Source organism: Sorangium sp. So ce375, from assembly GCF_051473855.1.
Classification (GTDB): Bacteria; Myxococcota_A; Polyangia; order Polyangiales; family Polyangiaceae; genus Sorangium.
The window spans coordinates 8,810,142-8,835,620 of sequence record NZ_CP150335.1 but is presented as its reverse complement, the minus strand read 5'-3'; the positions used below and the strand labels follow the sequence as shown (position 1 = coordinate 8,835,620).

General features: G+C 71.5%; 12 protein-coding genes. 8 read left to right on the top strand and 4 right to left on the bottom strand.

Annotated features, from left to right (window positions below; all coding sequences use genetic code 11):
- Window positions 1-30: 30 nt before the first annotated feature.
- Window positions 31-3,639 (bottom strand): BadF/BadG/BcrA/BcrD ATPase family protein, encoded by a 3,609-nt coding sequence (locus tag WME90_RS32725; RefSeq protein ID WP_437275967.1) that lies wholly within the window; start codon window positions 3,637-3,639, stop codon window positions 31-33.
- Window positions 3,640-3,990: 351 nt separating this feature from the next.
- Here WME90_RS32725 and WME90_RS32720 point away from each other — a divergent pair, with 351 nt between their 5' ends.
- On the top strand, window positions 3,991-4,695 hold the full coding sequence (locus WME90_RS32720) for a TetR/AcrR family transcriptional regulator (protein ID WP_437275966.1): 705 nt from the start codon (window positions 3,991-3,993) through the stop codon (window positions 4,693-4,695).
- Between the two features lie 81 nt (window positions 4,696-4,776).
- Here WME90_RS32720 and WME90_RS32715 read toward each other — a convergent pair whose 3' ends face one another.
- A complete protein-coding gene (locus WME90_RS32715; protein ID WP_437275965.1) occupies window positions 4,777-5,505 on the bottom strand; it encodes a glutamine amidotransferase in 729 nt (242 codons plus the stop codon).
- Window positions 5,506-5,687: 182 nt separating this feature from the next.
- On the opposite strand from WME90_RS32715, the gene WME90_RS32710 reads away from it, so the two are divergent.
- The gene (locus tag WME90_RS32710; protein ID WP_437275964.1) at window positions 5,688-6,233 is read left to right on the top strand and encodes a YkgJ family cysteine cluster protein; all 546 of its coding nucleotides are present in this window, start codon (window positions 5,688-5,690) and stop codon (window positions 6,231-6,233) included.
- A 69-nt stretch (window positions 6,234-6,302) separates the two neighbouring features.
- On the opposite strand, the gene WME90_RS32705 is transcribed toward WME90_RS32710, so the two are convergent.
- Together WME90_RS32705 and WME90_RS32700 are read right to left on the bottom strand one after the other, a co-directional pair.
- Window positions 6,303-6,668, bottom strand: coding sequence for a hypothetical protein (locus WME90_RS32705; protein ID WP_437275963.1), 366 nt, complete (start codon window positions 6,666-6,668; stop codon window positions 6,303-6,305).
- A 115-nt stretch (window positions 6,669-6,783) separates the two neighbouring features.
- Entirely contained in the window at window positions 6,784-7,221 is a 438-nt protein-coding gene (locus WME90_RS32700; protein ID WP_437275962.1) for a hypothetical protein, read from the bottom strand.
- 430 nt (window positions 7,222-7,651) lie between these two features.
- On the opposite strand from WME90_RS32700, the gene WME90_RS32695 reads away from it, so the two are divergent.
- From WME90_RS32695 to WME90_RS32670, 6 genes are all read left to right on the top strand, one after another.
- Entirely contained in the window at window positions 7,652-8,305 is a 654-nt protein-coding gene (locus WME90_RS32695) for a hypothetical protein (protein ID WP_437275961.1), read from the top strand.
- Between the two features lie 143 nt (window positions 8,306-8,448).
- Window positions 8,449-8,706, top strand: coding sequence for a hypothetical protein (locus WME90_RS32690; RefSeq protein ID WP_437283686.1), 258 nt, complete (start codon window positions 8,449-8,451; stop codon window positions 8,704-8,706).
- Window positions 8,707-9,237: 531 nt separating this feature from the next.
- Window positions 9,238-10,809: a tryptophan halogenase family protein gene (locus WME90_RS32685; protein WP_437275960.1), complete on the top strand. Its 1,572-nt coding sequence runs from the start codon at window positions 9,238-9,240 to the stop codon at window positions 10,807-10,809.
- A 1-nt stretch (window position 10,810) separates the two neighbouring features.
- The gene (locus WME90_RS32680) at window positions 10,811-12,406 is read left to right on the top strand and encodes an FAD-binding oxidoreductase (protein ID WP_437275959.1); all 1,596 of its coding nucleotides are present in this window, start codon (window positions 10,811-10,813) and stop codon (window positions 12,404-12,406) included.
- A gap of 9 nt (window positions 12,407-12,415) precedes the next feature.
- The gene (locus WME90_RS32675; RefSeq protein WP_437275958.1) at window positions 12,416-20,014 is read left to right on the top strand and encodes an SDR family NAD(P)-dependent oxidoreductase; all 7,599 of its coding nucleotides are present in this window, start codon (window positions 12,416-12,418) and stop codon (window positions 20,012-20,014) included.
- Window positions 20,011-25,455, top strand: a complete 5,445-nt coding sequence (locus WME90_RS32670; RefSeq protein ID WP_437275957.1) for a type I polyketide synthase — start codon at window positions 20,011-20,013, stop codon at window positions 25,453-25,455. The genes WME90_RS32675 and WME90_RS32670 overlap by 4 nt, the downstream gene beginning before the upstream one ends.
- The last annotated feature ends 24 nt before the right edge of the window (window positions 25,456-25,479 follow it).

Genomic DNA, 25,479 nt, shown 5'->3' with positions numbered 1-25,479 from the left:
CGCCGTCCCCCCCTCGACCTTCGACGTGGTTCAGGCTTCCAAGGGGACGACGGTCCCGTCGGACTGCTTCTTCTTCAGCTGAACGAGGCCCGTCTTCGGCGCCTCGGGCGGTGAGGCCGGCGCGACGTAGCTCCGGAGCTTCTCGGCGAGCGCGGCGATCTCCCGCTCGAGCGCGGGATCCGTGATCTTGCGCGCCGCCTGCTGGTCGCGCTTCAGCTGGAGCAGCTCGAGCCGCTTCTCCTCGATGCGGTGGACCAGCTGCGCCTTCTTCTTCGCCGCGTCCTCGAGCGCCTCCTCGTGCAGCTTGAGGCTGTGCGCGTAGGTCTTCACGCGGATCTTGATCGAGCCGCCCGGCTTGTTGGCGTCGATGTCGTGCAGCGCAGCGTACGGCGTGGCGCTCGAGCTCACGATGCTGTCGATGATCCCGTACGTCGGCGCGTCGTGGCCGCACTTGAAGCTCGAGAGATCGAGCAGCACGACGTTCGGGTGGCGGGCGGCGAACTTGGCCGCCCAGACCTTCTGCGCGCTGTTGGCCGAGTAGTTCTCCGGCCAGACATCGTTGATGTCGAGCGGGTGCTGGCCCGTCGCGAGCTCCTCCTTGAAGTACCGCGCCAGGTACTCCATGTCGCGCGGGATGGACCGCACCGAGAGGATCGGATAACCGAGCACCTGGAACTCCTCCGGGATGCCGTGGTTCAGGCCCGGGTCGGAGTGGTACGGCCGCCCGATCATCAGGATGGCGACGCGATTCTCGGCCTCGACCGTCTCGAGGATCGCCCGCCCCTTGTCCTGGAGGTCGCGCTCGAACTGCGAGAGCGCCCGCATCCCCTCGCGGTGCGCGTGATCGCTCTCGTCCTCGGTGATGCCGAGCCGCGGGCCCCAGGTCTCGAACATCCGGCGCGCCGTCAGCGTCATCTCGGAGAACGTGAGCGCGGGATCGAGGTACTCGATGCCGCGCGTCTTGAAGAAGTCGACCTCCTTCGTGAACGCCGCCTTCATGACGTCCGGCACGCCCGCGACGATCGGGCAGCTCGTCTTGTCCATCACCCCTTCGCCGAAGCTCGGAACATGGGTGAGGATCGGGAAGAAGATGTAATTGAGCTTCTTCTCGTCGCTGTGGTGGTGGAAGAGCAGGTTGTGGACGTGGGCCTGCGCCACCTTGGACGGGAAGCACGGATCGATGGAGCCGTACTTGCCGCCCTCGACCCACATCTCCTCGCTCGTCGCGTCGCTGAAGACGACGTTCTGCTTGGGGATGCCGAGCGCCTCGAAGTAGGCCCGGTAATACGGGCCGGTCGAGTAGATGTTGAGCACGCGCGGGATGCCGATGCGGACGCGGCGGAGGCGCTCTCGCGCGTCGAGGCCGCTCCGCCGGAACGGGCGCGTCGTCTCCACCCGGCGGATGCCGAGGAAGCCCTTCTTGACGATCGTGTCCTTCACCGGCGCGCCGTCCTCCGGGAGCGGCGCGGTGTCGTAGAAGTGCCGGAAGGCGAGCTTCGACTCGTAGTCGACGAGGTTCGGGAACTGCTTCGCGATCTTCTTCCGCTCGGCGACGAGCGCGAGCATCGCCTGCTCGCTCTCGACCGTGCCCTTCTCGCACGAGAAGCCCGAGATGTAGCGGCTCGTCGTCCCGTCAGGCCGCTTCGTGTCGATGAACGTCCGCTTGCACTCGTTCGGGCAGAAGTGGCAGACCGTCTCCTCGTCGTTCTTCGTCGTGTATTCGAGGGCGATCGCCGCGTCGATCCCGATGAACGTCGACCGGCCCTTGCGCTTCACGACCCGGAGCGTCTCGAACGCGGCGCCGAGCGCGCCGGCCTCGCCGGTGTGCGGGTGGACGAACACCTCGGCGCCGGGGACGCGCTCCTTGATGTAATCGACCTGCGCCTTGACCGCCGCGAGGTTGTACTGCGTGCCGCCCTGGAGCACGTAGCGCGTGCCGAGCGCCGCGAGCCGCGGGATCTGCACGACGTACTGCCACACGTTCTTCGGCAGCACCTGGGCGAGGCCGGCGAGCAGCTCCTCCTTCGAGAAGCCCTCCTTCTGGAAGTTCACGCGGTCCGTGTCGAGGAAGACGGCGCAGCCGTAGCTGAACTTCGGCGCGAGCTCGGCGCCGAACGCCGTGTCGGCGTACTCGGTCACCTTCAGGCCGAACTGGTCGGCCATCGCCTGGAGCAACATGCCGTTGCCCGCAGAGCACGAGTTGGAGAGGCGGAAGTTCGCGATATCGCCGTTCTTCATGAACAGGACCTTGATGTCCTGTCCGCCGATATCGCAGATGACGTCGACGTCGCCGAAGAACTTCACCGCGCTCATCATGTGGGCGACGGTCTCGACGATGTTGACGTCGGCCCGCATGCACTCCTGGAGCACGTCGGCCGCGTACCCGGTGCCGCCGAAGCCGAGCACCTCGAGCGTCGCGCCCTGATCGAGCACGTACTGGCGGAGCTGGGAGAGGAGCTCCTTCGCGTCCTGGATCGGGTTGCCCTTGGAGAGCTGGTAGGCCTTGCAGACGATGTTCCCGTCCTCGTCGATGAGCACCGCCTTCGACGAGGTGGAGCCGCCGTCGAGGCCGATGACCCCGCGCACGACCTGGCCGGCCGCGAGCTTCATCGGCGTGAACCTCGGGATGCTGTAGAGCTTCCGGAACTCGTCGACCTCGTCCCGGGTCTTGACGAGCGGCGGGCCCGCGCTCTCGCCGAGCCGGGCCTTCCTGCCGTTCGTCATGTACTCGACGAGCCCCGACTTGCCGGCGTAGAGGCCGACCTCCGGCGCCTCCTTGAGCCCGTAGACGCAGGCGCCGAACGCCGCGTAGTACTGCGCGTTCTCCGGGACGAAGATCGTCTCCTCGACCGGCTGGTCCTTCGGCCAGGCGTAGCCGCGCTCGTCCCAGGTCTCGGGGATCCGCTTGCGCCAGCACTCCTGGAGGAAGGGGAGGTAGGTGTTGGGGCCGCCGAGCAGGATGACCTTGTGCTTCAAGGTCGAGCCGCGCGTCAGCACCGACAGGTTCTGGAGGACGATCGCGTCGGCGAGAGAGCAGAGGATCTCCGTCGAGGGGATACCGCTCTTCACGAGGTTCACGATGTCCGTCTCGGCGAAGACTCCGCACTTCGCGGCGACGTGGTGGAGCTTCGAGTCGTCGAAGTGGATCTTCACCACCTCCGTCGAGGGGAGGCCCACCTTGATCATGCACTTGTCGATGGTGGCGCCCGTGCCGGAGGCGCACTTGTCGTTCATCGACGGCGCGGCCGTCTTGTCGCCCGTCTTCGCGTCCCGCTGGAAGATGATGATCTTGGCGTCCTGCCCGCCGAGCTCGATGACGCTGCCCACGTCCGGGTGCAGGTTCTCGACCGCGAGCGTGACCGCGTTGACCTCCTGGACGAACTTGGCGCCGAGGCCGGCGCAGAGGGGCGCCGCGCCGGAGCCCGTCATGAACACCCGCCAGCTCTCCCTCGGCGACGCGGGGAACGACGCCTCGATGGTCTCGAGGAGCTCGAGCACCTTCTCCGGCTGCTTCGTCTGATGCCGCTGGTAGTCGCTCCAGAGAATCTCGAGCGTCTGCGGATCGAGCACGACCGCCTTCACCGTCGTCGAACCGACGTCGATGCCGACCACGACCGGATCCTGGATCTGCCTTCCCATCGGGGCTCCTCCCACCGCCGTCGCCGGTCCCAGCGTCCGACTGACTGGCTGGTCAGTCGTGATGGCTACAACGGGATGCCCGGGAAATCAAGCAATCCGGTGCGTCTTGGTCGTCGCCCGACGCGGGTTTCCTGCCATCTCGGGCCCTCTCTGCGTCCAGGGCGCAAGGTTCCGACGTCACGCTCGGTTTCGCTCGGTCTCGTGCGGCGCCGTTCCGCCGCGTTCGGCGCTCGCGTGTCGTGCGCTGTGCCGCGATTTTTCCGGATCTTTTGGGGCGACGGGCCCAGGAGACGCCGGCGGGGAGACATCGATCCCCAGATGGCAGGCCGGTGATGGTAAAGCGACCGGCCCATGGACAAGGCCGAGCGCCGCCAAGCGCTCCTCCGCGCGGCGCGCACCGTGTTCTCCGAGAAGGGGTATCACGAGGCGAAGGTCGATGACATCGTCGCGCTCGCGAAGGTCGCGAAGGGGACGTTCTACCTCTACTTCCCCGACAAGCGCTCGGTGTTCGGCGAGCTCGTGCGCGGCCTCTTCTCGCGGCTCGGCGGCGCCATCCTGCGCGTGGACCCGTCGGCGGACGTCGAGGCGCAGGTCAAGCACAACATCCGCGCGATCGTGGCCGTGCTGCTCGACGATCCGGCGCTGACGAGCATCCTCCTGTCGCACGCGGCCGGGCTCGACCCGGCGTTCGTCAAGGAGCTGCGGGCGTTCCGCCAGGAGGTGAAGGTCCTGCTGCAGCAGAGCCTCACGGAGGGGCAGCGGCTCGGCATCATCGAGCCGGGGGACACGGAGCTGTACGCGACGTTCACGATCGGCGCGCTGAAAGAGGTGCTGTTCGAGAACGCCCTCGAGGACCAGGCCCGCCCGCGCGAGCGGATCGTCACGGCGCTCTACGATCTCCTGCGGCGGGGCTACCTCCGGATGGACCCCGCGACCGGGCTCGCGGCGCAGCGCGCGGAGGGCGAGCGCGCCGCGCCCGGCGCGGGCGACGCCTCGGCCGAGGCGCCGGAGCGGGTGAGCCCGGCGCGCGGCCGGCGGGCCAGGTCGAGAGACTGACCGATGCGTCAGTCGGGGCTGACCGGCGCGTCAGTCAGGGCGCGCACTACCCCGGTCCGGCTGGCAGCGTAGGGATCAGGGTTAGGCGCCGCGCACGACAATGTGGCGGATGAAATTATGCAGCGTCCGTGTGCCGAGCTGATCGGGCGCGATGGGCGCGAGCAGCGACGGGACGTCGAGGCCCTCGTCCCTCAGGATGTCGCTCCGATGCATGATGTAGCCGGCGATGACGTCGTGGTCCATCTCGGGGTGGAACTGCACGCCGTAGCAGGTGCTCGTGAAGCGGATGACCTGATGGTCATCGAGCTCGGTGAACGCCAGGCTCGCGGCGCCCTCGGGCAGCGTGCCGACGGTATCGAGGTGGGTCGCGTGCGTCTCGAAGCTCGACGGCAGGCCGTCGAAGAGGGGGTCGTCGGCGCGGCGCTGGACGCGGATCCTGCCGATCTCGCGGCCGCGCGGGTTCCGGACGACCTCGCCGCCGAGGGCCTGGGCGAGGATCTGGTGGCCGAAGCAGATGCCGAACGTCGGGGTGCCGGTCTGCACGACGGCGCGCAGCCACGACTCGCAGCGGAGCATCCAGGGCTCGCGGTGGGGGACGTTGGCCGACGAGCCGGTCACGACGAAGGCGGCGGTCTCGGGGGCGTCGGGCGCGGGGAGCTCGCCCGTGAGGGCGTCGACGGTGGTGTATCCGCCGCTCCAGGTGGCGCCGATCGTCTGCTCGATCAGGTCCGCGAACTGGCCGCGCCGCTCGAGGACCGGCTGGACGGGCTCACCGGTCTTCACGATGACGAGATTCTTGCGATGTCGCACCCTTCCAACATAGCGCAGCGCGCCCGCCGGGCGAGGCCGGGGCTTGGCAGAGCGAGGCTGTGGCGCGAAGATGCGCCCCGATGTCCGCCTATGTTGTGTCTCGCCCCGTCTGGCGCCGGTTTCGTCCGCGTTTCCTGAGTCGCGCAGCGGCGCACGTGAGGGCCGGCGGACACGCGGCCATCGTGCTTCCGGACGAACGGGTGGACCTGCTGCTCTCCATCGGCCAGGACGGGAAGCTCACGGAGCTCGGGCTGTGGTCGCTCCTGTCGATCGAGCAGCAGCGCTTCCGCCGCGTGAGCGAGGGGCCGGCCCAGGGGCTCGCGACGGCGCGGGTGAAGCGGCAGTACGAGGGCTCCGTCCTCGACTGGTGCGAGCGCGACAGCACGCACCCGGGGGCGATGCGCGACGTGGCGCTCGACTGCCTGGCGTGCGGCGCTTGCTGCCATGACGCGAATGTGGTGCTCGACGAGGTGGACCTCGCGCGCTTCCGGGAGGCCGGGCGCGGCGACCTCACCGGGCGCACCTACGTGCGGCGGGCGCGGGACGGGAAGATCACGCTGCGCTTCGCGGCGAGCGGGCGGTGCCAGCACCTCTGCGAGGACAAGCGCTGCGCCATCTACGAGATCAGGCCGGACAACTGCCGCGCGTTCGTCGTGGGGAGCGAGGCGTGCCTGTCGGCGCGCGAGGAGACGCTCGGGATACGGGACGGGGCGCCCGCGGAGCGGTGAGCGGCGGGCTCGCCGCGGGGCCCGCGGTCGCGTGAGGGCGGGGTGCGGCGGGGCGAGCGTCGCGCGCCTTCAGAACAGGACCCGGACGCCTCCGCCGAGCGGACCGAGCTGCAGCTCGGCCCGGGTCGTGGCGCGATCGAGCTTCATCTGACCCGTGATCCAGAGCGGTATACCCGTGAGGGCCATCGCGCCTCCGACGCTCATGAGCACGGTGGGAAAGACCCATGCGTGAGACGCGCAACCGCAGGAATCGTCGCCGCTCCGTCGGGTGAGGAAGAACATGCCTGCTCCGACGGAGCCGAGGACCAGCCCGCCCACGGAGAGGCCGGTGCCCACGTCCCGCCGCGTGGTGTCGACGGCGGGCGCCGGCGCCGTCGACTCGGCGTGCGCGTTGCCCACGAGCAACAGGATCACCCCGAACGCGGCGAGACGCATGCCGGCGAGGATCCCTGGTCGCGGCGCGCCCGTCAAGACGAGGAGAAGCCTCTCGATCGGCCGCGGAGGTGGCGCCGCGGGCGCGCGGGAGGCCACGATGCCCTGGGCCCGGCGCTCACGTCCGAACGCTCGTGAGCTGGCCCGCGACCGCGGCCTCATAGAACGCCGAGAGGTCGTGATGGGCCGCCGCCGGGTCCGGCAGGCCGTGGGTGGCCAGCCAGGCAACGCCTTCCTCGAGGCTGGCGAAGACATGATGTGGAAACTGCTGGCGTCCCAGGGCGTTGAGCCCCGTGACGATGCTGCGCACGATGGACGCCCGAAAGCCCGACCCGATGTGGATCACCGCCGAGTGGGACACGATGCCATCCACCGCGCACAACATCCCGGCGAGAGCGGCGCGGCTGCGCGAGTCGGGCACGATGGCTTCGGGGGTCACGATCTGCAGCAGCCACACCTTGCGGGACGGGGAGCTCGCCTGCGCCCCGACGATCGCTGTCTTCAGGGATGTGGCGTGGTGCGGGTGGGTCGTCTTCAGCCAGACCGCGGTGGCCATGGAGCTCCAATAGCCTACCGCAACATCCACCGTCGCCTCGACGACCTGACAGCTCGCGCGCAGCTTGTGCTGCTCACCCGCCTGGGTGAGCGACCGCTGCGGTGCGTCGATGAGAGGTCCCGGTGACGTCGACGATCTGCTCACTCCGCTCGATTCTACGCGAACCTGGCGAAGATCATGGCGAAGAGTGGCGTCGAGCAGGTCGATCGCACGCCGGGTAACCCGGGCGTCTGGTAATCAGGAGCTCTACGCCTTCGACATCGCGCACCTCCCGAGGTGTCACGACGCAAAGCGCCGAGGAGCCGACGTCCTTCGGAGTGACGTGCACGTTGCCGGCCCGCACTGGCGCGCTCGGCCCATCCCTCGGCGCGGCCGTCGTGATCAGGCGGTGTCCTTCCTGTCGCCGGCGGGCTCGTGTACAACTGCATACGTGAGCCACGTCGTGATGCAGGCAGCGGAGTTCTCGACGGTCGACGCGGCGGCGCGCGCCGAGGCCGAGCTGCTGCAGCTCGTCGCGGACTACATTACCTACGAGAAGACCGCCGACGCGCCGTGGAGCGACGACGCCGTGCCCGGGCCGCTGGTCGAGCTCGGTCGGCGGCACGGGGTGCCGTGGCCGGGCGACTCGACGTCGCGGGTCCTGCTCAAGGGCCTGTTCGAGGACGAGGCGAACGTGCTCCGCGTCGATCGCCTGGTGTTCTTCTGGGGCGGCGGCTTCGACCTCGGTGACGCGTGGCTGCGTGCGGTGCTGCTGCGCGGGCTCGGCGCGGTGCGCTGCACCGGTTGGCCGCAGCTCTTGGTGCGCGTGGACGATCCGCAGGCTCGCGCGGCGGCGTCGGGCGAGTTCCTCGTCGAGGAGGGCTACGAGGAGCAGTTCACGACGACGCCGGACGACGCAGCGCTCGACGGTGCGCTGTTCGCCATCACGTTCGAGCGCGGCGGCGACCGCGTTCACCTGACGTTCGACGACTCGGGCGTGCAAGAATGGGCGTTCGTCGCGATGCTGCCGCAGCTCTGGGGCGACGATCCCGTGCTGCGCGCCCCCGCGCGGGAGGCGCCGGGGGGAGCGGCGTCGCTGGAGTAGGAGAGGGCGGTGACGGCCGCGCGAGGGAGCCGTTCGACCGATGGGACCACACGGGGGCACCTGAGCGAAAGATCATGTTGTGAGGTTCCGGAGGGCCGGTACGATGCCAGGTTATGCGGCACGCGTACTGGCTCGTCGTTGGAATGGCGATGTTTGCGGCGACCTCGGCCAAGGCAGATGCGCCGAAGACGGACGCCGCGATTCGGAAGGCCCTCATCGCCGAGTCACGAGCGGCGTACAGCGGGAGCTGCCCGTGCCCTTACGATACCGATCGAGCGGGCAGACGGTGTGGCAAGCGCAGCGCTTACTCGCGGCCGGGAGGCGCAGCGCCTCTCTGTTATGATCACGACGTGACGCAGGAGATGATCACCGAGTACCGCGCGCGCGACGCGGGTCGTTGAGCTGTCTCGAACGAGCTTGTAATCGCTACCTGGTACAAATCGAGCGGCGACAGGGGTCGGCCGGACCGCTGTCGCGCGATTCGACTTCGCGCGGGTTGTCCCGGCGCACGACGACGGCTGGAAGCCGGACGACGAGACAACGGCTGAAAGCTGGAGGAGCGTGAGACGGCAATGTTGTTGACACCGCGAAAATAGTGGGAGAAGCTCACCTCGTTTTACCTTGGCGACCCAGCTGTACCGCACGCACGCCCGGACGAACACGGGACAGGCCGATGTTCGAGTCGATGGGAGGAAGAGGGACCGCTGGCCCCTTGCTGCACTGCTTTCCTCATGCCTTGCCGCCCCCCCACGGGGCGGAGCGCTCCGCACCTCCCGCCTCGGAGCCCGCTCCTGCATCGATTGCCAGACGACGCATTCGTCGAGCCCGTCTGCGCTCGGCCGACTTCGAGCTCGTCGAATCGCCGGCCGGAGAGCGGCGTGCAACCTTGGAGATGCGAGCCAACGCTTCTTCGCCCCGGAGACCGACCTTCGATGAGTAGAGTTCAGAAAATCGTAATTCTGGGTGGTGGCACATCTGGCTGGCTCGCGGCCTCCTATCTCCACAAGGCGCTCCACGGCAATGTGCAGATCACCCTGATCGAGTCGAGCCGAATCGGCACGATCGGCGTGGGGGAAGCCACGGTGCCCAGCATCAAACAGGAGGTCTTCGACTTCTTGGGCATCGACGAGTCCGAGTGGATGCCGCGCTGTAATGCGTCTTACAAGCTCGGGATTCGGTACGAGAACTGGGCGGAGCCGCCCTCGAGCGGCAAACCGCACTACTTCCACAACTTCGGCGAGATCGAAGAGATCGAGGGCATGCCGCTCTCGCATTTCTGGCTCCGCAAGCGGCTGATGGGCAGCGATGAGCCGCTTCACCGCGCCTGCTACGTGACCGGGCTCCTGAACGAGCGGTGCAAGTCGCCGCGCCATTTCGACGGCCGTACGGAGACCTTTTACGCGTATCATTTCGACGCGGGCCTCCTCGGCTCCTTCTTACGTGAATGGGCCATGGCGCGAGGCGTGATGCAGGTCGTCGACGAGGTCGTCCAGGTCTTGCAGGACGAGCGGGGGAACATCACCTCGCTCCGCACGGCAGGCGGATCGCTCGTCGACGGCGATCTCTTCATCGACTGCTCCGGGTTCCGCAGTCTCCTGCTCACGGAGACGCTGAAGGAGCCCTTCATGCCCTTCTCGGAGAACCTGCTCAACGATCGTGCCGTGGCGATCCTCGCGCCCCACCGCGGCGACGAGATTAGACCCTACACGACCGCGACGGCGCTGACCTCAGGATGGGTCTGGCAGATTCCCCTCTATTCGCGGAGCGGCTGCGGCTACGTGTACAGCAGCCAGTACATCGATCCTGGCTCGGCCGAGGAGGAGCTGCGTCGCTTCCTCGGGCTCGGCCCCGACGAGGGAAAGGCGAATCATATCCGGATGCGGACCGGCCGCCACCGGCGCGCGTGGGTGAACAACTGCGTGGGGATCGGGCTCGCCGGAGGGTTCATCGAGCCGCTCGAGTCGACTGGCATTTACTTCATCTACGCCGCGCTCTACCAGCTCGTCCGCCACTTCCCGAGCCTGGCCATGGAGCCCGCCTTGCGCGACAGCTTCAACGAGCGCGTGGGCTACATGATCGACGACGTGCGGGACTTCATCGTCATGCACTACTGCACGACGAGCCGCGAGGATACGCCGTACTGGCGGGCGAACAAGCACGACCTCATGGTGCCAGAGTCGCTGAAGTGGACGCTCGAGCAGTATCGCTCGGGCATGCCCGTCAAGCGCAGCTACTCCGGGCCTCGACTCTACGAGCAGTTCGAGGCCAGCTTCGATCGGTTCTGGACCAACAGCAATTACATCTCGATCCTGGCGGGTATGAACTACCTGCCGGCGCAGTCGTCGCCGATCCTGGAGCACAGGCCGGGCGCCATCGAGGCGGCCGAGGGGAGGTTCCGGGCGATCCGCGGGCGCTGCAGCGAGCTCGCAGAGACGCTCCCCGGTCATCGCGAATACCTCACCAAGCTGCACGAGGCGCACGCCTCGACGACCGCGGCTGAATGACATGAAGCTACCCGAGGCTGTCATCGCTGCGCTCGAGGACGCGGTCGGCGCCGAGCACGTCGTGCGTGACGCGCGCGCGCTGGACGAGGCGGGCACCGCGACGTTCGCGACCCGCCAGAGGATCCCGGCCATCGTGCGGCCAGCGAGCTGCGACGAGGTGCAGCGGATCGTGCGCGTCTGCAACGAGCACCGGATCCCGCTGTACCCGACCAGCGCCGGCCGCAACTGGGGCTACGGCTCCCGTGTCCCGGCCCGCGACGGGAGCGTGCTCCTCGATCTCCGGCGGCTCAACCGGATCCTCGAGTTCGACGAGCGCCTCGCCCACGTGACGATCGAGCCCGGGGTCACCTTCCAACAGCTCTACGAGTTTCTCCGGGATCGGAAATCCGCGCTCATGCCGACCTCGATTGGCGGCAGCCCGCTCGCGAGCATCGTCGGCAACGTCCTGGAGCGCGGTGATGGCCCGGGGCCTTACGGCGATCGCAGCTCGCACGTGTGCAATATGGAAGTCATATTGCCCGACGGACGCTGTATTCATACCGGATTCGGGCGCTTCGACGGGGCGAAGGCAGGAGCGATCTACCGACACGGGGTGGGCCCGGCGCTCGATGGGATTTTCCTGCAGTCCAATCTGGGAATTATAACAAAACTTACGTTGTGGTTGAGCCCGCGTCCGTCGTACTTCGCGACGTTCACCTTCACGTTCGACGACGACGCGGCCCTGCCCTCCGTGGTGGAAGCCCTTCGTAACCTGAAGATGGCGCTGCCGCGGACGTCGTTGAGCCTCGCCAACGATTACAAGATGATGGCCTCCACCCAGCAATACCCTTGGGCTGACGCGGGCGGGCGCAGGCCGCTCCCCGCGGCGTTGCTTGAGGCCTTCCGCGCGCGGGTGGGCGTCGGCCCCTGGGCAGGCTCGGGCGCCATCTACGCGGCGTCGCGAGAGCAGGGGCACGCCGAGCGCCGGCTCGTCGAGAAGGCGCTGAGGGGCAGGGCGAGGCGCCTCATTTTTCTGGACGATCGCGTCGATCGGCTCCTGCGCCTCGTCCCCTCGAGGCTGATGCGGCTCGGGGGGATCGACCTCGGCCCGCACCTCGATCTGATGTTCCGCAAGAGCCCGCTGCTCGGGTTTCCCACCGAGGTGAGCATACGCAGCACCTACTGGCGGAAGACGGCGCCACCCAGCCCGAGGTTGCACCCGGACCTCGATCGCTGCGGCGTCCTCTGGTGTACCCCGGCCGTCCCTTTCACGGGCGAGGACGTCCGTGCAGCGGTCGACGTCGTCCGGGAGTTCTGCCTGGAGCGCGGCTTCGAGCCCAACCTGGCCCTGCTCTTCATGAGCGAGCGGTTCGTGTCCTTTTGCGCAGCCATCCTCTTCGACCGCGACGCCGAGGGCGAGGACGAGCGGGCGCTGGCCTGTCACGACGCGATCCTCGAGGCGCTGATCGGAAAGGGATATCTGCCCTTCCGGCTCGGCATCCAGTCGATGCGGTTCGTGCCTCCGCCGAGCGACGACTCCGCGTCGGTCTTCGCCTCGCTGAAGCACGCCCTCGATCCGAACGATATCCTCGCTCCAGGACGCTACGATTTCCGCTGAACCGTCGACGTGTCCCCGCCCCCTCCGCTCGACCCCTCCGCCCTGCACGAGCTGCTGCTCGATCGCCTCGGCGCGCGCCTCGGCGTCTCCGCGAGCGCGCTCGACCCACGCGCGAGCTTCCGCGAGCTCGGCCTCGATTCACGCGGCGCCGTCGGGCTCGCCGCCGAGCTCGCGGCGACGCTGGGGCGGTCGCTCCCTCCCACGCTCCTCTGGACCTATGCGACCCCGGAGCTGCTCGCGCGTCACCTCGCGGGCGTGCAGCGTGAGCGCCTCCATCGAGCGGTCTCCGCGACGCAGGCTCCGATTGCCATCGTCGGAATGGCCTGCCGCTTTCCGGGGGCGCACGACACGGCGGCGCTCTGGGACCTGCTGCGCGACGCCCGGGAGGCGACGCGCGAGGCGCCCGCGGATCGCTTCCCCCCCTCGATTTTCGACGACGATCCGACCACGGAGGGGAAATCTCACGTCCGGCGGGGTTGCTTCCTGGAGAGCGTCGACGCCTTCGACCCTCGCCATTTCGGCATATCGCCGCGCGAGGCGGCATCGATGGATCCCCAGCAGCGCCTCGTGCTCGAGCTCGCCTGGGAGGCTCTCCTGGACGCCGGCGCCCGCCCCTCCACGCTTCGAGGCAGCCGCGCGGGTGTGTTCATCGGGGCGATCTGGCTCGACTACGCGGCGCTGCACGACGGTGATCTGGCCGGGATCACGCCGCACGCAGGCACCGGGCACCGCGCGCTCGATATCATCGCGAACCGGGTGTCGTACGTGCTCGATCTGCACGGCCCGAGCCTGGTTGTCGACACGGCGTGCTCGTCGTCCCTCGTGGCCATCCACCTGGCGTGCCAGAGCCTGCGGAGCGGCGAGTGCGAGACGGCGCTCGTGGGGGGCGTCAGCCTGATGCTCGCCCCCGAGACGCACGTGGCGCTCTCGAAATTCGGGGGGCTCGCGCCGGACGGGCGCTGCAAGGCCTTCGACGCGCGCGCCGATGGCTACGGGCGCGGAGAAGGGGCCGCGATCGTGGTGCTCAAGCCGCTCGTCCGCGCGCTCGCCGACGGAGATCGGGTCTATGCCTTGATCCGCGGCACCGCCGTCAACAGCGACGGAGCGAGCAATGGCCTCACGGCCCCGAATCCGGCCGCGCAGGAGGCGCTCCTCCGCGAGGCGTGCGCTCGCGCGGGCGTCGATCCGGCCGAGGTGGCCTACGTCGAGGCGCACGGGACCGGCACGGCCCTGGGCGACCCGATCGAAGCGCAGGCCGTCGGCGCCGTGTACGGGCAAGGCCGGCCCGCGGAGAGGCCGCTGCGGATCGGCTCGATCAAGACAAACATCGGGCACCTCGAGGGGGCGGCCGGGATCGCCGGGCTCGTCAAGGTCGCGCTCTCGTTGCACCGGCGCGAGCTCCCGCCGAGCTTGCATTTTCAGGACCCGAACCCGCTGATCCCGTTCCGCGAGCTCGGGCTGACCGTGCAGACCGAGCACGAGGCCTGGCCCGCTGGCGTGCCGCTCCTCGCGGGCGTGAGCTCGTTCGGATGGGGCGGCACAAATGCGCACGCGATCCTCGAGGGAACGAGCAGGCCCCCGGCGAGGATCGCCTGGGCAGGGGCCGGTGAAGGCAGCGAAGCGGCGCCGAGCATCGCGTTCGTCTTCGCGCCGCAGGGGGGGCAATGGCGGGGGATGGGGCGCGCCCTCCTCGCGCAGGAGCCCGTGTTCCGGGCTGCCGCGCAGGCGTGCGACGCTGCGTTCTCGCCGCACCTCGGGGTCTCGCTGGTCGAGCTGCTCACGGGGCTCGTCGAGCATCCGCGCCTGGGCTTCACCGATCTGGTGCAGCCGATGATCTTCACCGTGCAGGTCGCCCTTGCCGCGCTGCTCGAGCACTGGGGCGTGCGGCCTGACGTGGTGATCGGACACAGCATCGGCGAGCTCTCCGCTGCCCACGTCGCCGGCGCGCTGAGCCTCGAGGATGCGTGCCTCGCCGTGCACCACTACAGCGCGGTGCAGGGGCGCACCGCCACGCGCTCGGGCATGGCGCTCGTCGAGCTCGCAGCCGACGCGGTGGACCCGTGGATCGCCGACCGATCCGGGGTGTGGATCGGCGCGTACAACGGTCCGAGCTCGACGGTCCTCTCGGGCGACGCCGGCGCGCTCGACGAGCTCATCGCGGCGCTCGCCAGCAGAGGGGTGTTCGCCGCGCGCATCGACGTCGACGTGGCCGCGCACAGCCCGCGGATCGACCCGGTCCTCGGCGCGCTCAGGGAGGCCCTCGCCCCGATCGCGCCGCGCGCGGGGGCGTTGAAGCAGATCTCGTCCCTCCACGGACGCTCCGTCGATGGGCGCGAGCTCGGCGCCTCGTACTGGGCCGACAACCTGCGCAGGCCAGTGCAGCTCTCCCGTTCGGTCGACGTGGCCCTCGCCGACGGCTGCACGCACTTCGTCGAGCTCGGCCCCCACCCGATCCTGCAGCAAGCGCTGCGGCAAATCGTGAGCTCCTCGGGCCGGGCAGCGGTCGTGCTCGCGGCCATGCGCCGCGGCGACGATCCCCGTGCGACCCTGGTTCAGACGGCCGCCGCGCTCGCGAGCGCCGGCGCCCACGTCCGCTGGGAGCGCGTGCCAGCGGAGCTCGTCCCGGCGCCGCCCCCCGCGCGCCAGGCAGACGCGGCCCTTGTGGCGCTCTCCGCCCCATCACCTGCCGGGCTCCGGCGCGCGGCCGAGGCGCTCGTCGCGCGCCTCGATCGCGGAGATGCGCCACGCCTGCTCGATCTCGCCTACACGAGCGCTGCTCGCCGCGACCACGAGAAGGTCCGGGCAGCGGTGCAAGCCTTCGACCTCGACGAGCTGCGCGCCGGGCTCGAGGCCGTCGCGGCTGCTCCGGACGCTCGGCCTGCGGCGCGCCCGCCGCGCGTGCTCTTCGTGTACCCCGGTCAGGGCTCGCAATGGCCGGGGATGGGGGCGAAGCTCTTCGCCGAGGAGCCCGTATTTCGTGAGGCGCTCCTCGCGTGCGACGCGGCGATGCAGCCCGAGCTCGGCGCGTCGGTCCTCCGCTGGCTGGACCAGGAGAGCCCACCGAGCGGCGTGGACCAGGTGCAGCCGGCGCTGTTCGCGATTCAGGTGGGGCTCACCGCGCTCTGGCGGAGCTTCGGCGTCGACCCGAGCGGCGTCGTGGGCCACAGCATGGGCGAGGTCGCCGCTGCGGTCGCCGCGGGGGGCCTCGACCTCGCGGACGCGGGGCGCGTCATCTGCCGTCGCAGTCGGCTCCTGTCGCGCGTCCGCGGCGGGGCCATGGCCTGGGTCGAGCTCGCCCCCGACGCCGCCAAGGCGCTCGTGCGCGATGTCCCCGGCCTGTGCGTCGCGGCGATCAACGGCCCCCGGGCGTGCGTCCTCGCCGGCGAGCCCGCGGCGATCGACGCCTGCCTCGCGGCGCTGCAACGGCGAGGCCTGTTCTGTCGACGCATCAACGTCGACGTGGCCTCGCACAGCGCCTTCGTCGATCCGCTGCTGGATCCCCTCCGCGCCGAGCTCGAGGCGCTCCAGCCGCGCGCCGTCGCGAGCCCCTTCTACTCGACCGTCCTCGGCCGACGCCTGAGCGACGAGCCGCTCGGGGCCGACTACTGGGCGCGCAACCTGCGGGAGCCCGTGCTGCTCGCCCCGGCCGTCACGGCGGCGCTCGCCGATGGCTACGACGCGATCGTCGAGATCAGCCCGCACCCGACGCTCCTGCCCGCGCTCGCCGACGTGGTTCAGCAGGCCGGCGCGACCGCCGCCGTGCTCCCTTCGATGGAGCGCGGCGTCCCCGAGCGCACAACGCTCCTCCGCACCGTGGCCGCCCTCTTCGCGGGCGGCGCTGCCATTGCGTTCCCGCGCGTGGCCCGGCCCGGCGCCGTGGTCTCGCTGCCGCCCTTCCCCTTCGAGCGCGAGCGCTCCTGGTCTCCCCGGCCGCGCGCAGGCGTCCCTTCGGGAGGATCGCCGCGCGTCGTCGCGCTCGATCCTGCGCACGCGCCTGGCGTGCGCCTCTGGCAGCGGACCCTGGGGCGCGGAGAGCCATGGATCGACGACCACCTCGTCCGCGGACGGGTGATCGTCCCGGCCGCCGGCATCGTGGCGATGGCCATCGGGGCGCTGCGGCTCGGCCCCGACGCCGCCGAGCGCATCGTGCGTCTGGAGATGCCGGAGGCGCTCGCCGTGCCAGAGGAGGGCGTGACGACGACGCAGCTGGCGCGGCTCACGACCGGGCCCGCGTCCGCGCACCTGCGCCTCTCGAGCGCGTCGGCAGACAACTCCGGATGGACGTTGCACGCCCGCGCCGACGTCGAGGGCCCAGGCCGCCGCGACGCGCGGCAGCTCGACGTGGCGGCGAAACGATCGCAGCTCGAAGGGAGGCTCGACGGCGCAGAGCTCTACGCGGCGCTCGCTCGTCGCGGGATCGAGCACGGAAGGCGATACCGGGTCATCGACGAGCTCCGCTTCGGGCCGGGTGAAGCTCTCGCCTGGATCGGCGGCGGTCGACGGCCGGAAGCAGAAGACCTCGCGCTCGATCCAGCGCTCGTCGATGGAGCGTTGCAGGCGCTGTTGCTCATGCTCCCCGGCGGCGAGCCGCGGCTCGGCGCGGTCGAGCTGGCCCTCCCCGTCGCGATCGACGAGGTCCTCCTCCAGGGAAAGCCCTCCGGGGGCGCGTGGGCGCACGTCGAGGTCCACGCGGAAGCGGGCGTCGCCCGTGGCGATGTGGGCCTGTACGATGCGTCCGGAGCGCTCGTGCTCGCGCTGCGCGGGGTCCGCTTCCAGGAGCTGCGGGCCGGAGGGCCTGCCCTCTACGAGCTCGCCTGGGAGCCGCTGGCGCTGCCGCCTCGGAGCGGCCGTTCCTCGGGGAGGTGGGTCGTCGGGGGAGATCCGCGGGGCCTGGGACGGGCGCTCGCGGCGCGGGGGCGAGAGATCGGGTTTCACGGCCGCTGCATCGGGACCGGCGCAACCGACGTTCTCGCCTCGGTTGAAGAGCTCGCCTCGGGCGAGCCCGTCACCGATCTCGTCTACCTCGGCGGGATCTCCAGCGGCGCGGTCGCGGCGGCCTCGGCAGCGGCCGAGCTCGCGCACGCGGCACGCCGGGCGCTGGACGACGCTCTCGCGTGGGTTCGCGCCTGGCTCGACGCGGCTCGCCCTGGTCATCCACCGCGGCTCTGGATCGTCACGGAAGGGGTCTGGACCGCGCGGGGCTCCTCCGCGCTGACAGGCGCACCGCTCTGGGGCCTCGCGCGGGTCGTCGCGTGCGAGCACCCGGAGCTCGGCTGTAGCATGGTCGACGTCGAGCCAGAGCTCGCTCCGAGCACGATGGACCGGCTCGCGGCGCTCCTCGCGAGCTCGCCGCGCGAGCGCATGGTCCGCCTGGAGGCCGAGCGATGCCTTGTCGCACGGCTGGGTCGTGCGTCGGCGCCGGAGATCCCCCCGCGGCGCTCTCCCGACGAGCGGCTCTCGTTCCACGCCCAGGCCGACGAGGGAACCGGGCCCGCCCTGCGCACGGAGCCGCGTCGGCCTCCCGGACCCGGGCAGGTCGAGATCGCCGTCGCGGCCGCGGGGTTGAACTTCCTCGACGCGCTCGCGCTCATCGGCGCTTCCCCCGAAGGCCCGCGCGCGGCCGTCCCCCTGGGGCTCGAGTGCGCCGGCACGGTCGTCGCCGCGGGTCCGGGAGTTTCCCTCGAGCCCGGCGCGCCCGTCGTGGCCGTCGCGCGCGGCAGCCTCGCGACGCACGTGCTCGCGGAGGCCGCCCTCGTCCTGCCGTCTCCGCCCTCGCTCCCCGCGGAGCGCGCTGCCGCCCTGCCCATCGCGCTCATGACCGCGCACCACGCGCTCGTCGAGGTCGCGCGGGTGCGCCGGGGCGAGCGCGTGCTCGTGCACAGCGCCGCAGGGGGCGTCGGCCTCTGCGCCGTCCACATCGCGCGGGCGCTGGGCGCGGAGGTGCTGGCGACCGCGGGTACGCCCGAGAAGCGGGCTTACCTCCGGGGGCTCGGGATCTCGTGCGTGGCCGACTCGCGTTCCCCCGACGCCTTCGCGGCGGCCGTCCGCGAGCACACGGGGGGGCGCGGCGTGGATGTCGTGCTGAACTCGCTCGCGGGCGCGGCCTTGCCCCTCAGCTTGAGCCTGCTCGCCCCAGGCGGCCGGTTCGTCGAGATCGGCAAGCGCGACCTCCTCGCGCACACAGCCATCGATCTCTGGCATTTGAAGGGGAATTGCTCCTTTTCGACCGTCGACCTGCTCCCCTGGCTGACCGTCGATCCGGCGCGCGCAGGGGAGCTGTTGCGCGCGGCGCTCACCTGGACAGGGGCCTCGTGGGCGCGCGAGCTCCCCCTCGCCGTGGCGCCGCTGGTCCGCGCCGAGGAGCCGCTGCGGTCGCTCCTGCGCGGCGACAACCTGGGCAAGCTCGTCGTGCGCGCCCCGGAGACGGCGGCGTTGCCGCTGCTCCGCCCGGATCGGTGCTACGTGATCACCGGGGGGCTCGGGGGGCTGGGAAGAGCGGTCGCCCGGTGGCTGATCGCCGCCGGGGCACAGCGCGTCGCCCTCGTCGGGAGGCGCGGAGGGGGCGTGCCTCCGGAGCTCGAGGGCGCCGGCGCCGATGTGCGCGTCTTCGCGGCCGACGTCGCAGATCCGGAGCAGATCGCGCGCACGCTCGATCGGATCGAGGAAGCGCTCGGCCCCCTCGGCGGCGTCGTCCACGCGGCCGGCGTCATCGCCGACGCGCCGCTCGAGCGGCTCGACCCCGCCACGGTGACCTCAGTGTTCGCGCCGAAGGTCACGGGGGCGTGGAACCTCCACGTGGCGACGAGGGGGCGAGCGCTCGACCTGTTCGTCTTGTTCTCCTCCGTCTCCGCGCTGCTCGGGCTGCCGGGGCAGGCCCATTACGCCGCCGCCAACGCCTTCCTGGACGCCCTCGCGCGCCATCGTCGAACGCTCGGCCTTCCGGGGACCTCGATCCAGTGGGGCGCGTGGGCCGACATCGGGCTCGCGGCAGAGGCGAAGACCCGAGCGGGGCTCGAACGTCAGGGGATCCGCGCCATGCCCGTGTCGACGTGCCTGCACATGCTCGAGGCGATCCTGTCGAGCTCGGCCTCGGTGGTCGCCGCGCTCGACCTCCGGCCGGAGGCCTTTCTCGCCGCGAGGGGCGGGCCCGCGGAGGAGCCGCTGCTCGACGCGCGCCCGCCCGGGGCGCGTGAGACCATGACGGGCGCGCGTCCCGCGCTCGAGCTCGCGGGAACCCCGGCGCAGCGACGGCAGCGCCTCGCGGCCTTCGTCAGGGCGCAGATCGGAGCCGTCTTGCACATGGATGGCGGCCGCATCGACGCCGCTGCGCCTCTCCGGGCGCTCGGGGTCGACTCCTTGCTCGCGCTCGAGCTCAAGCGGCGTATCGAAGGAGGGATCGGGGCGCCCCTGTCGGCGACGATGATCTTCAATCACCCCACGCTGAAGGACCTCTGCGCGTACCTCGGCGGGCTCCTCGACCTCGACGAGGAGCAGGGCGCCGACGTGGAGCGAGGGCCCGACGTCGGCGCGCTCCTCGACGAGATCGATGGGCTGTCCGACGACGAGGTGCGCGCCCGCCTCGCGAAGATGAGAGGAACCAGCGCATGAACGATGAGCACGGGTCGCGGGTCGCGCGGTTGTCCCCGGAGCGGCGGGCGTTGCTCGAGGGCAGGCTCGGTGGCCCGTCTCCCTCCTCCGGCCCTTCGGGGGCGTTCGCGGTGATCGGGATGGCGTGCCGCTTTCCTGGGGCGGATAGCCCCGAAGCCCTCTGGGAGCTGCTTTGCCGAGGCCGGGACGCGATCACGGAGATCCCGCCGGATCGCTGGCCCGCGAGCGCTCTGTTCGACGCCAATCCGGATCGGCCCGGGCGCATGAGCACGCGCTGGGGTGGGTTTCTCGAGGAGATCGGCGCGTTCGACGCCGACTTTTTCGCCGTCTCGCCGCGCGAGGCCGAGCGCATGGATCCGCAGCAGCGCCTCGTGCTGGAGGTCGCGTGGACCGCGCTAGAGCGCGCGGGGTGGGTCGGCCCTCGGCTGCGCGGCGCTTCGGTGGGCGTCTTCGTCGGCGCGCACAGCCAGAGCAGCGACTACGCCTGGATGCAGTTCGCCGATCCGAAGGGCATCGACGCCTATACGGGCACGGGCACGGCGCACAACATGCTCGCGGGCCGCGTCTCCTACGCCCTCGACCTCCACGGCCCGAGCATCGTCGTCGACACGGCTTGCTCGTCGTCGCTCGTGGCCATGCACCTGGCCTGCCAGAGCCTCGCCGCGCGCGAGTGCGACATGGCCGTCGTCGCGGGCGTCAACGCGGTGCTGTCGCCGCTCTTCGGCATCGCCTCGTCGAAGAGCCGGCTCTTCTCGGCGGACGGGCGATGCAAGGCGTTCGACGCGCGCGCAAATGGCATCGTCCGGAGCGAGGGCTGCGGCGCCCTCGTGCTGCGGCGCGCCCCGGACGCAGCGGCGCACGGAGAGCGCGTGCTCGCCGTCATCCGCGGCACGGCCGTCAACCAGGACGGCCGGACGAGCGGCTTGACCGCGCCGAGCGGCCCCGCGCAACGAGCCGTCATCCGCGCCGCGCTCGCGCGAGCTCAGATCGATCCGGCCGCGATCGCCCTGATCGAGACGCACGGAACCGGGACGTCGCTGGGGGATCCGATCGAGGTCGAGGCGCTCGCCGAGGTCCTCGGCGACGGCGCGTCCCCGTGCTTCCTCGGCGCCCTCAAGACGAACCTCGGCCACCTCGAGGGCGCGGCCGGGATCGCCGCCGTGATCAAGGCCGTGCTCTGCCTGCAGCACGGCGAGATCCCGCCGAATCTCCACTTCCATTCGCTGAACCCGCACATCCGCCTCTCGGGCACCCGGCTGCAGATCCCCGCGAAGCTCGAGCGCTGGCCGCGCGAGGGCGCCCGGTTCGCGGGCGTGAGCGCGTTCGGGTGGTCCGGCACCAACGCGCACGCGATCCTCGAGGGCGCGCCGCCGAGCGAGCCGGGCGCCGCCTCGCAGGACCAGAGCGCCCCGGCCGCGGCGCTCCTGCCGCTGTCGGCGCGCTCCCCTTCCGCGCTGCGAGAGCTCGCTGCCGCCTGGGCGAGCGTCGTGCGTGAGCGCCCAGCGGAGCTCCTCGAGCTCTGCACGACCGCCCTCGACCACCGGGCGCGCTTCGAGCACCGCGCGGCGGTCGTCGGCGATGGGGCCTCTGCCATCGCCGAGGCGCTGTCCGCGGTCGCGGCCGGCGCCGCGCACCCCGGCGCGCGCCTCGGGACCTCGCAGGGCGATCGGTCGCGCGTCGTGCTCGTCTTCTCCGGCCAGGGGGGGCAGTCGTCCGGCATGGCGCGCGCGCTGATGAGGGAGGCCCCCGAGTTCGCCGAGGCCTTCGCCGCTTGCGACGCGGCGTGCGCGCCTTACCTCGGGGCCAACGCCCTCCTGGCGATGCTCCGCGACGGCGACGTCGAAGCGGCGCCGATCGGCCTGCTGCAGCCGGTCCTGTGGGGGATCCAGGTAGCCGTCGCGGAGCTGCTCCGTCGCCGCGGCGCCCTGATCGACGGGGTGATCGGCCATAGCATGGGCGAGGTCGCCGCGGCGGTGGTCGCGGGCGCGCTGGGGCTCGACGACGCCGCGCGCGTCATTTGCAGGCGCAGCGCGCTCCTTTCGGAGCTACGCGGGACGGGGGGCATGGCGGTCGTCGAGCTCTCTGCGGAGGCCGCGCACGACGTCCTCGCGGCGCACGAGGGGCGCATCTCCGTCGCCGCGTACAACGGGCCGCGCACGACCGTCGTATCCGGCGAGCCAGCCGCGCTGGACGCGCTGCTCGCCGAGCTCGCGCGCCGCGACGTGTACTGCCGACGGGTCGCCGTCGACGTGGCTAGCCACAGCCGTGGCGTCGAGCGCCTGCGCGCGCCGTTGCTCGACGCGCTCGCCGGGCTCAAGCCGCGATCCGCCGCCGTGACGCTGTACTCCACGGTCACCGGCGCCTGCTGCGACGGGGCGGAGATGAGCGACGGCTACTGGTTCCGGAACCTGCGGGAGCCCGTGCGCTTCGCGCAGGCGGTGGCGCGCGCGCTCGACGACGATCGCGCCTCGTCGTTCGTCGAGATCGGACCGCACCCGGTGCTCTCGTCTGCCCTGCGCGAGGCGCTCGCCGCGTCCGGCGCGGGCGAGGCGCGCGTCATCGCCGCGCTCCACCGCGGCGACGACGGCCTGGCGAGCGTGCTCGCGGCCTGCGGCGAGCTCTTCTGCGCCGGGACGGACTTCACGGCCGCGCGGCTGCTCGGCGCGCGCGCGCGCCCCGTCGACGCCCCGACGTACCCCTTCCAGCGCCGGCCCTTTCGGCTCCCTCGCTCGACGCTCCTCGCCCACGAGCGCCTCGCCCTCGGCCGCGGCCACGCGGGGGGCCAGAAAGAGGACGCGCTGCTCGGCGTCGCCCTGAGGATCGCCGCGCGGCCGGGGCTCCGTGTCTGGCAGGCCGCGCTGAGCGCAGAGCGAGAGCCGACGGCGTTCACGCACGCCGTCGATGGCAGCGCCCTTCTTCCGGCATCGAGCACCCTCGCGCGGCTCCTCGCCGCGTGCGAGGCCGTCCTCGGCGCGGAGGTGATGCTCGACGATGCCGCCTTCGAGCGCGCTGTTCCGATGAAGCTCGACGGGCAGCTGCACGTGCAGACGAGCGCGCTCGAGGGCGCAGACGGCCTCCTGCAGATCGAGCTGTTCGTCTCTTCGGGCGACGAGGGCTGGGAGCGCGTCGCGCGCGCCACGGGGCGGCGTGCTCCAGCGAGGGAGCTCGGCCTCGAGGCGCTTCGTGCGGCTCGCGCGCGCCTCGAGGGGATCGAGCCCAGCTCGGGGGCCTCGCTGTACGCTGTCGCGGCGGAGCGGGGGTTCACCGTGTCCGCGGAGGCGCCGCGCATCGCGAGGGTCTGGAGCTCCGCGGACGAGGTCCTGGCGGCGCTCGAGGAGGGGCCCGAGGGGGACGAGGACCTCGCGCCTGCGGCGATCGAGGCGTCTCTGCACGCGCTCGTGCCGCTGTTCGAGGGGGCGCTCCCCGTGCTCGTCGGAGCGGCCGGGGTACGCTCGTACCAGGCGCCCTGGAGAGCGCGGTGGGTTCATGTCGCGCGCGGCGAGGGCGGGACCTCTTCGCTCGCCGCCTTCGACGAGCGGGAGCAGCCCGTGTGGTCCGTCGCGTCGCTCGTGCTCCACCCTCGCGTCGCGAGCGGGACCGCCGCGGACGATCTCGACGGATGCATCCATGAGCTGGCATGGAAGCAAGCGGGACCGCAAGGCCAGCGCGGGGCCACGCCAGGGCGCTGGCTCGTGCTCCACGATCGCCTGGGCGTGGGCACCGCGCTCGTCGCGCACCTGCGCGCCGCGTCCGTGCCCTGCGAGGCGTGGAGCGAGCTGCCCTCGCCGGAGGCGCTCCGCGCGGCCGCGCGGATCGTCGATCTGCGCGCGCTCGATGCCACCGACGCGCAGGCCCTCGTGGCGAGCGCCGTGAGCCTCACGCAGGCCTGCGCCGCCTCCGCGCAGGAGGGCCGGACGCCCCGGATCTTCCTTGTCACGCGGGGCGCACACGCCGTGGGGAAGGGCCCGGTCGAGCCCGGCCACGCCGCCGTGTGGGGGCTCGGGCGCGTCGTCGCCGAGGAGCACCCCGAGCACTGGGGCGGGCTTGTGGACCTCGATCCTCGCGTCGCGCCCGACGAGGCCGCGCGCTCGCTCTTCGAGGCGTTGCTGCGTGATGACGGCGAGGACCAGGTGGCGCTGCGAGGCGGCGACCGACTCGTGCCGCGCCTCGTGCGGGCCCCTTCGACGAGCAGACGAGCGGCCTTCCGGGCGCGTCCGGACGCGACCTACGTCGTGACCGGCGGGCTCGGGGGCGTGGGCCTTTGCACGGCGCGGTGGCTTGTCGAGCGCGGCGCGAGGCACCTCGCGCTCCTGAGCCGACGCGGTCCCGCGGACGACGCGCGCTCGACGGCCCTCGCCGGGTTGCGCGAGCGGGGGGTCGAGGTGGAAGCGCCAGCGCTCGACATCACCGATGCCCGCGCGCTGCACGAGTTCCTCGAAGCGCGCCGGGCAGCCGGCCGCGCGCCCGTGCGGGGTGTGTTCCACGCCGCGGCCGTCGTGCGCGACGCCCTGATCCGCGATCTCGGGGAGCTCGCCCTGCGCGAGACGCTCGCAGCCAAATCGTACGGCGCCGCGAACCTCCATGCGGCGCTGAGGGGTGAGCCCCTCGACGTCTTCGTGCTGTTCTCTTCCATCGGTGCGCTGCTCGGACAGCCCGGGCAGGCGGCGTACGCCGCGGCCAACGCGTATCTCGAGGGGCTCGCCGAGCACCGGCGTGGCCTCGGCCTGCCTGCGCTCGTCGTGCACTGGGGCCTGTGGGGCGGGCTCGGCCTGGCCGAGAGCGCGGGCGGAGCGCGGAGCGCAGCGGCCCTCGCGGAGCACGGTCTGCGGGCGTTCTCGGCCGACGAGGCGCTCGAGCTCCTCGGCCGCGTGCTCGAGGACGGACGGAGCCAGGCCTTCGTGGCGCGGATCGACTGGCGGCGCTGGGACAAGGCTCACCCCTTGCACCTCGGTCCGCGCCTGCTGTGCGAGCTCGGGCAGCCCCGCTCGTCCGCCGTCGCTCCGCCGCTTCGTGCAGAGCTCGCCGCGCTCCCGCCGGGACCCGCGCGGAGAGCCCGCTTGCTGGAGTATCTGCGCGGCGAGATCGCACAGGTGCTGCGGCTCGGAGCCACGGTGCTCGATCCGGCCGCGCCTCTGGGGCGGTACGGCATCGATTCGCACATGACCCTCGAGATCCGGCGGCGCCTCGAGGTCTCCACGGGCCTCGCGCTGCCTGCGACGCTGGTCTGGAACTACCCCACCTTGCAGGCGCTCGCCGCGCACCTCGAGGGCAAGCTCGCCGAGGCTCGCGAGGCGCCGGATCGGCCGGGGGCGGCGGCGGGCAGCGGCGGCGCAGCGAGCGGAGATGCGGCGGGCGAGAGGAGAGACGCGCAGCCTGCGGCGTCGGGCGATGATCCGCTGCAGGCGCTCCTGCTCGCGCGGCTGACGGAGCTCGGGTTTTGAGTGGGCCGCGGGGGGAGGGAGGTC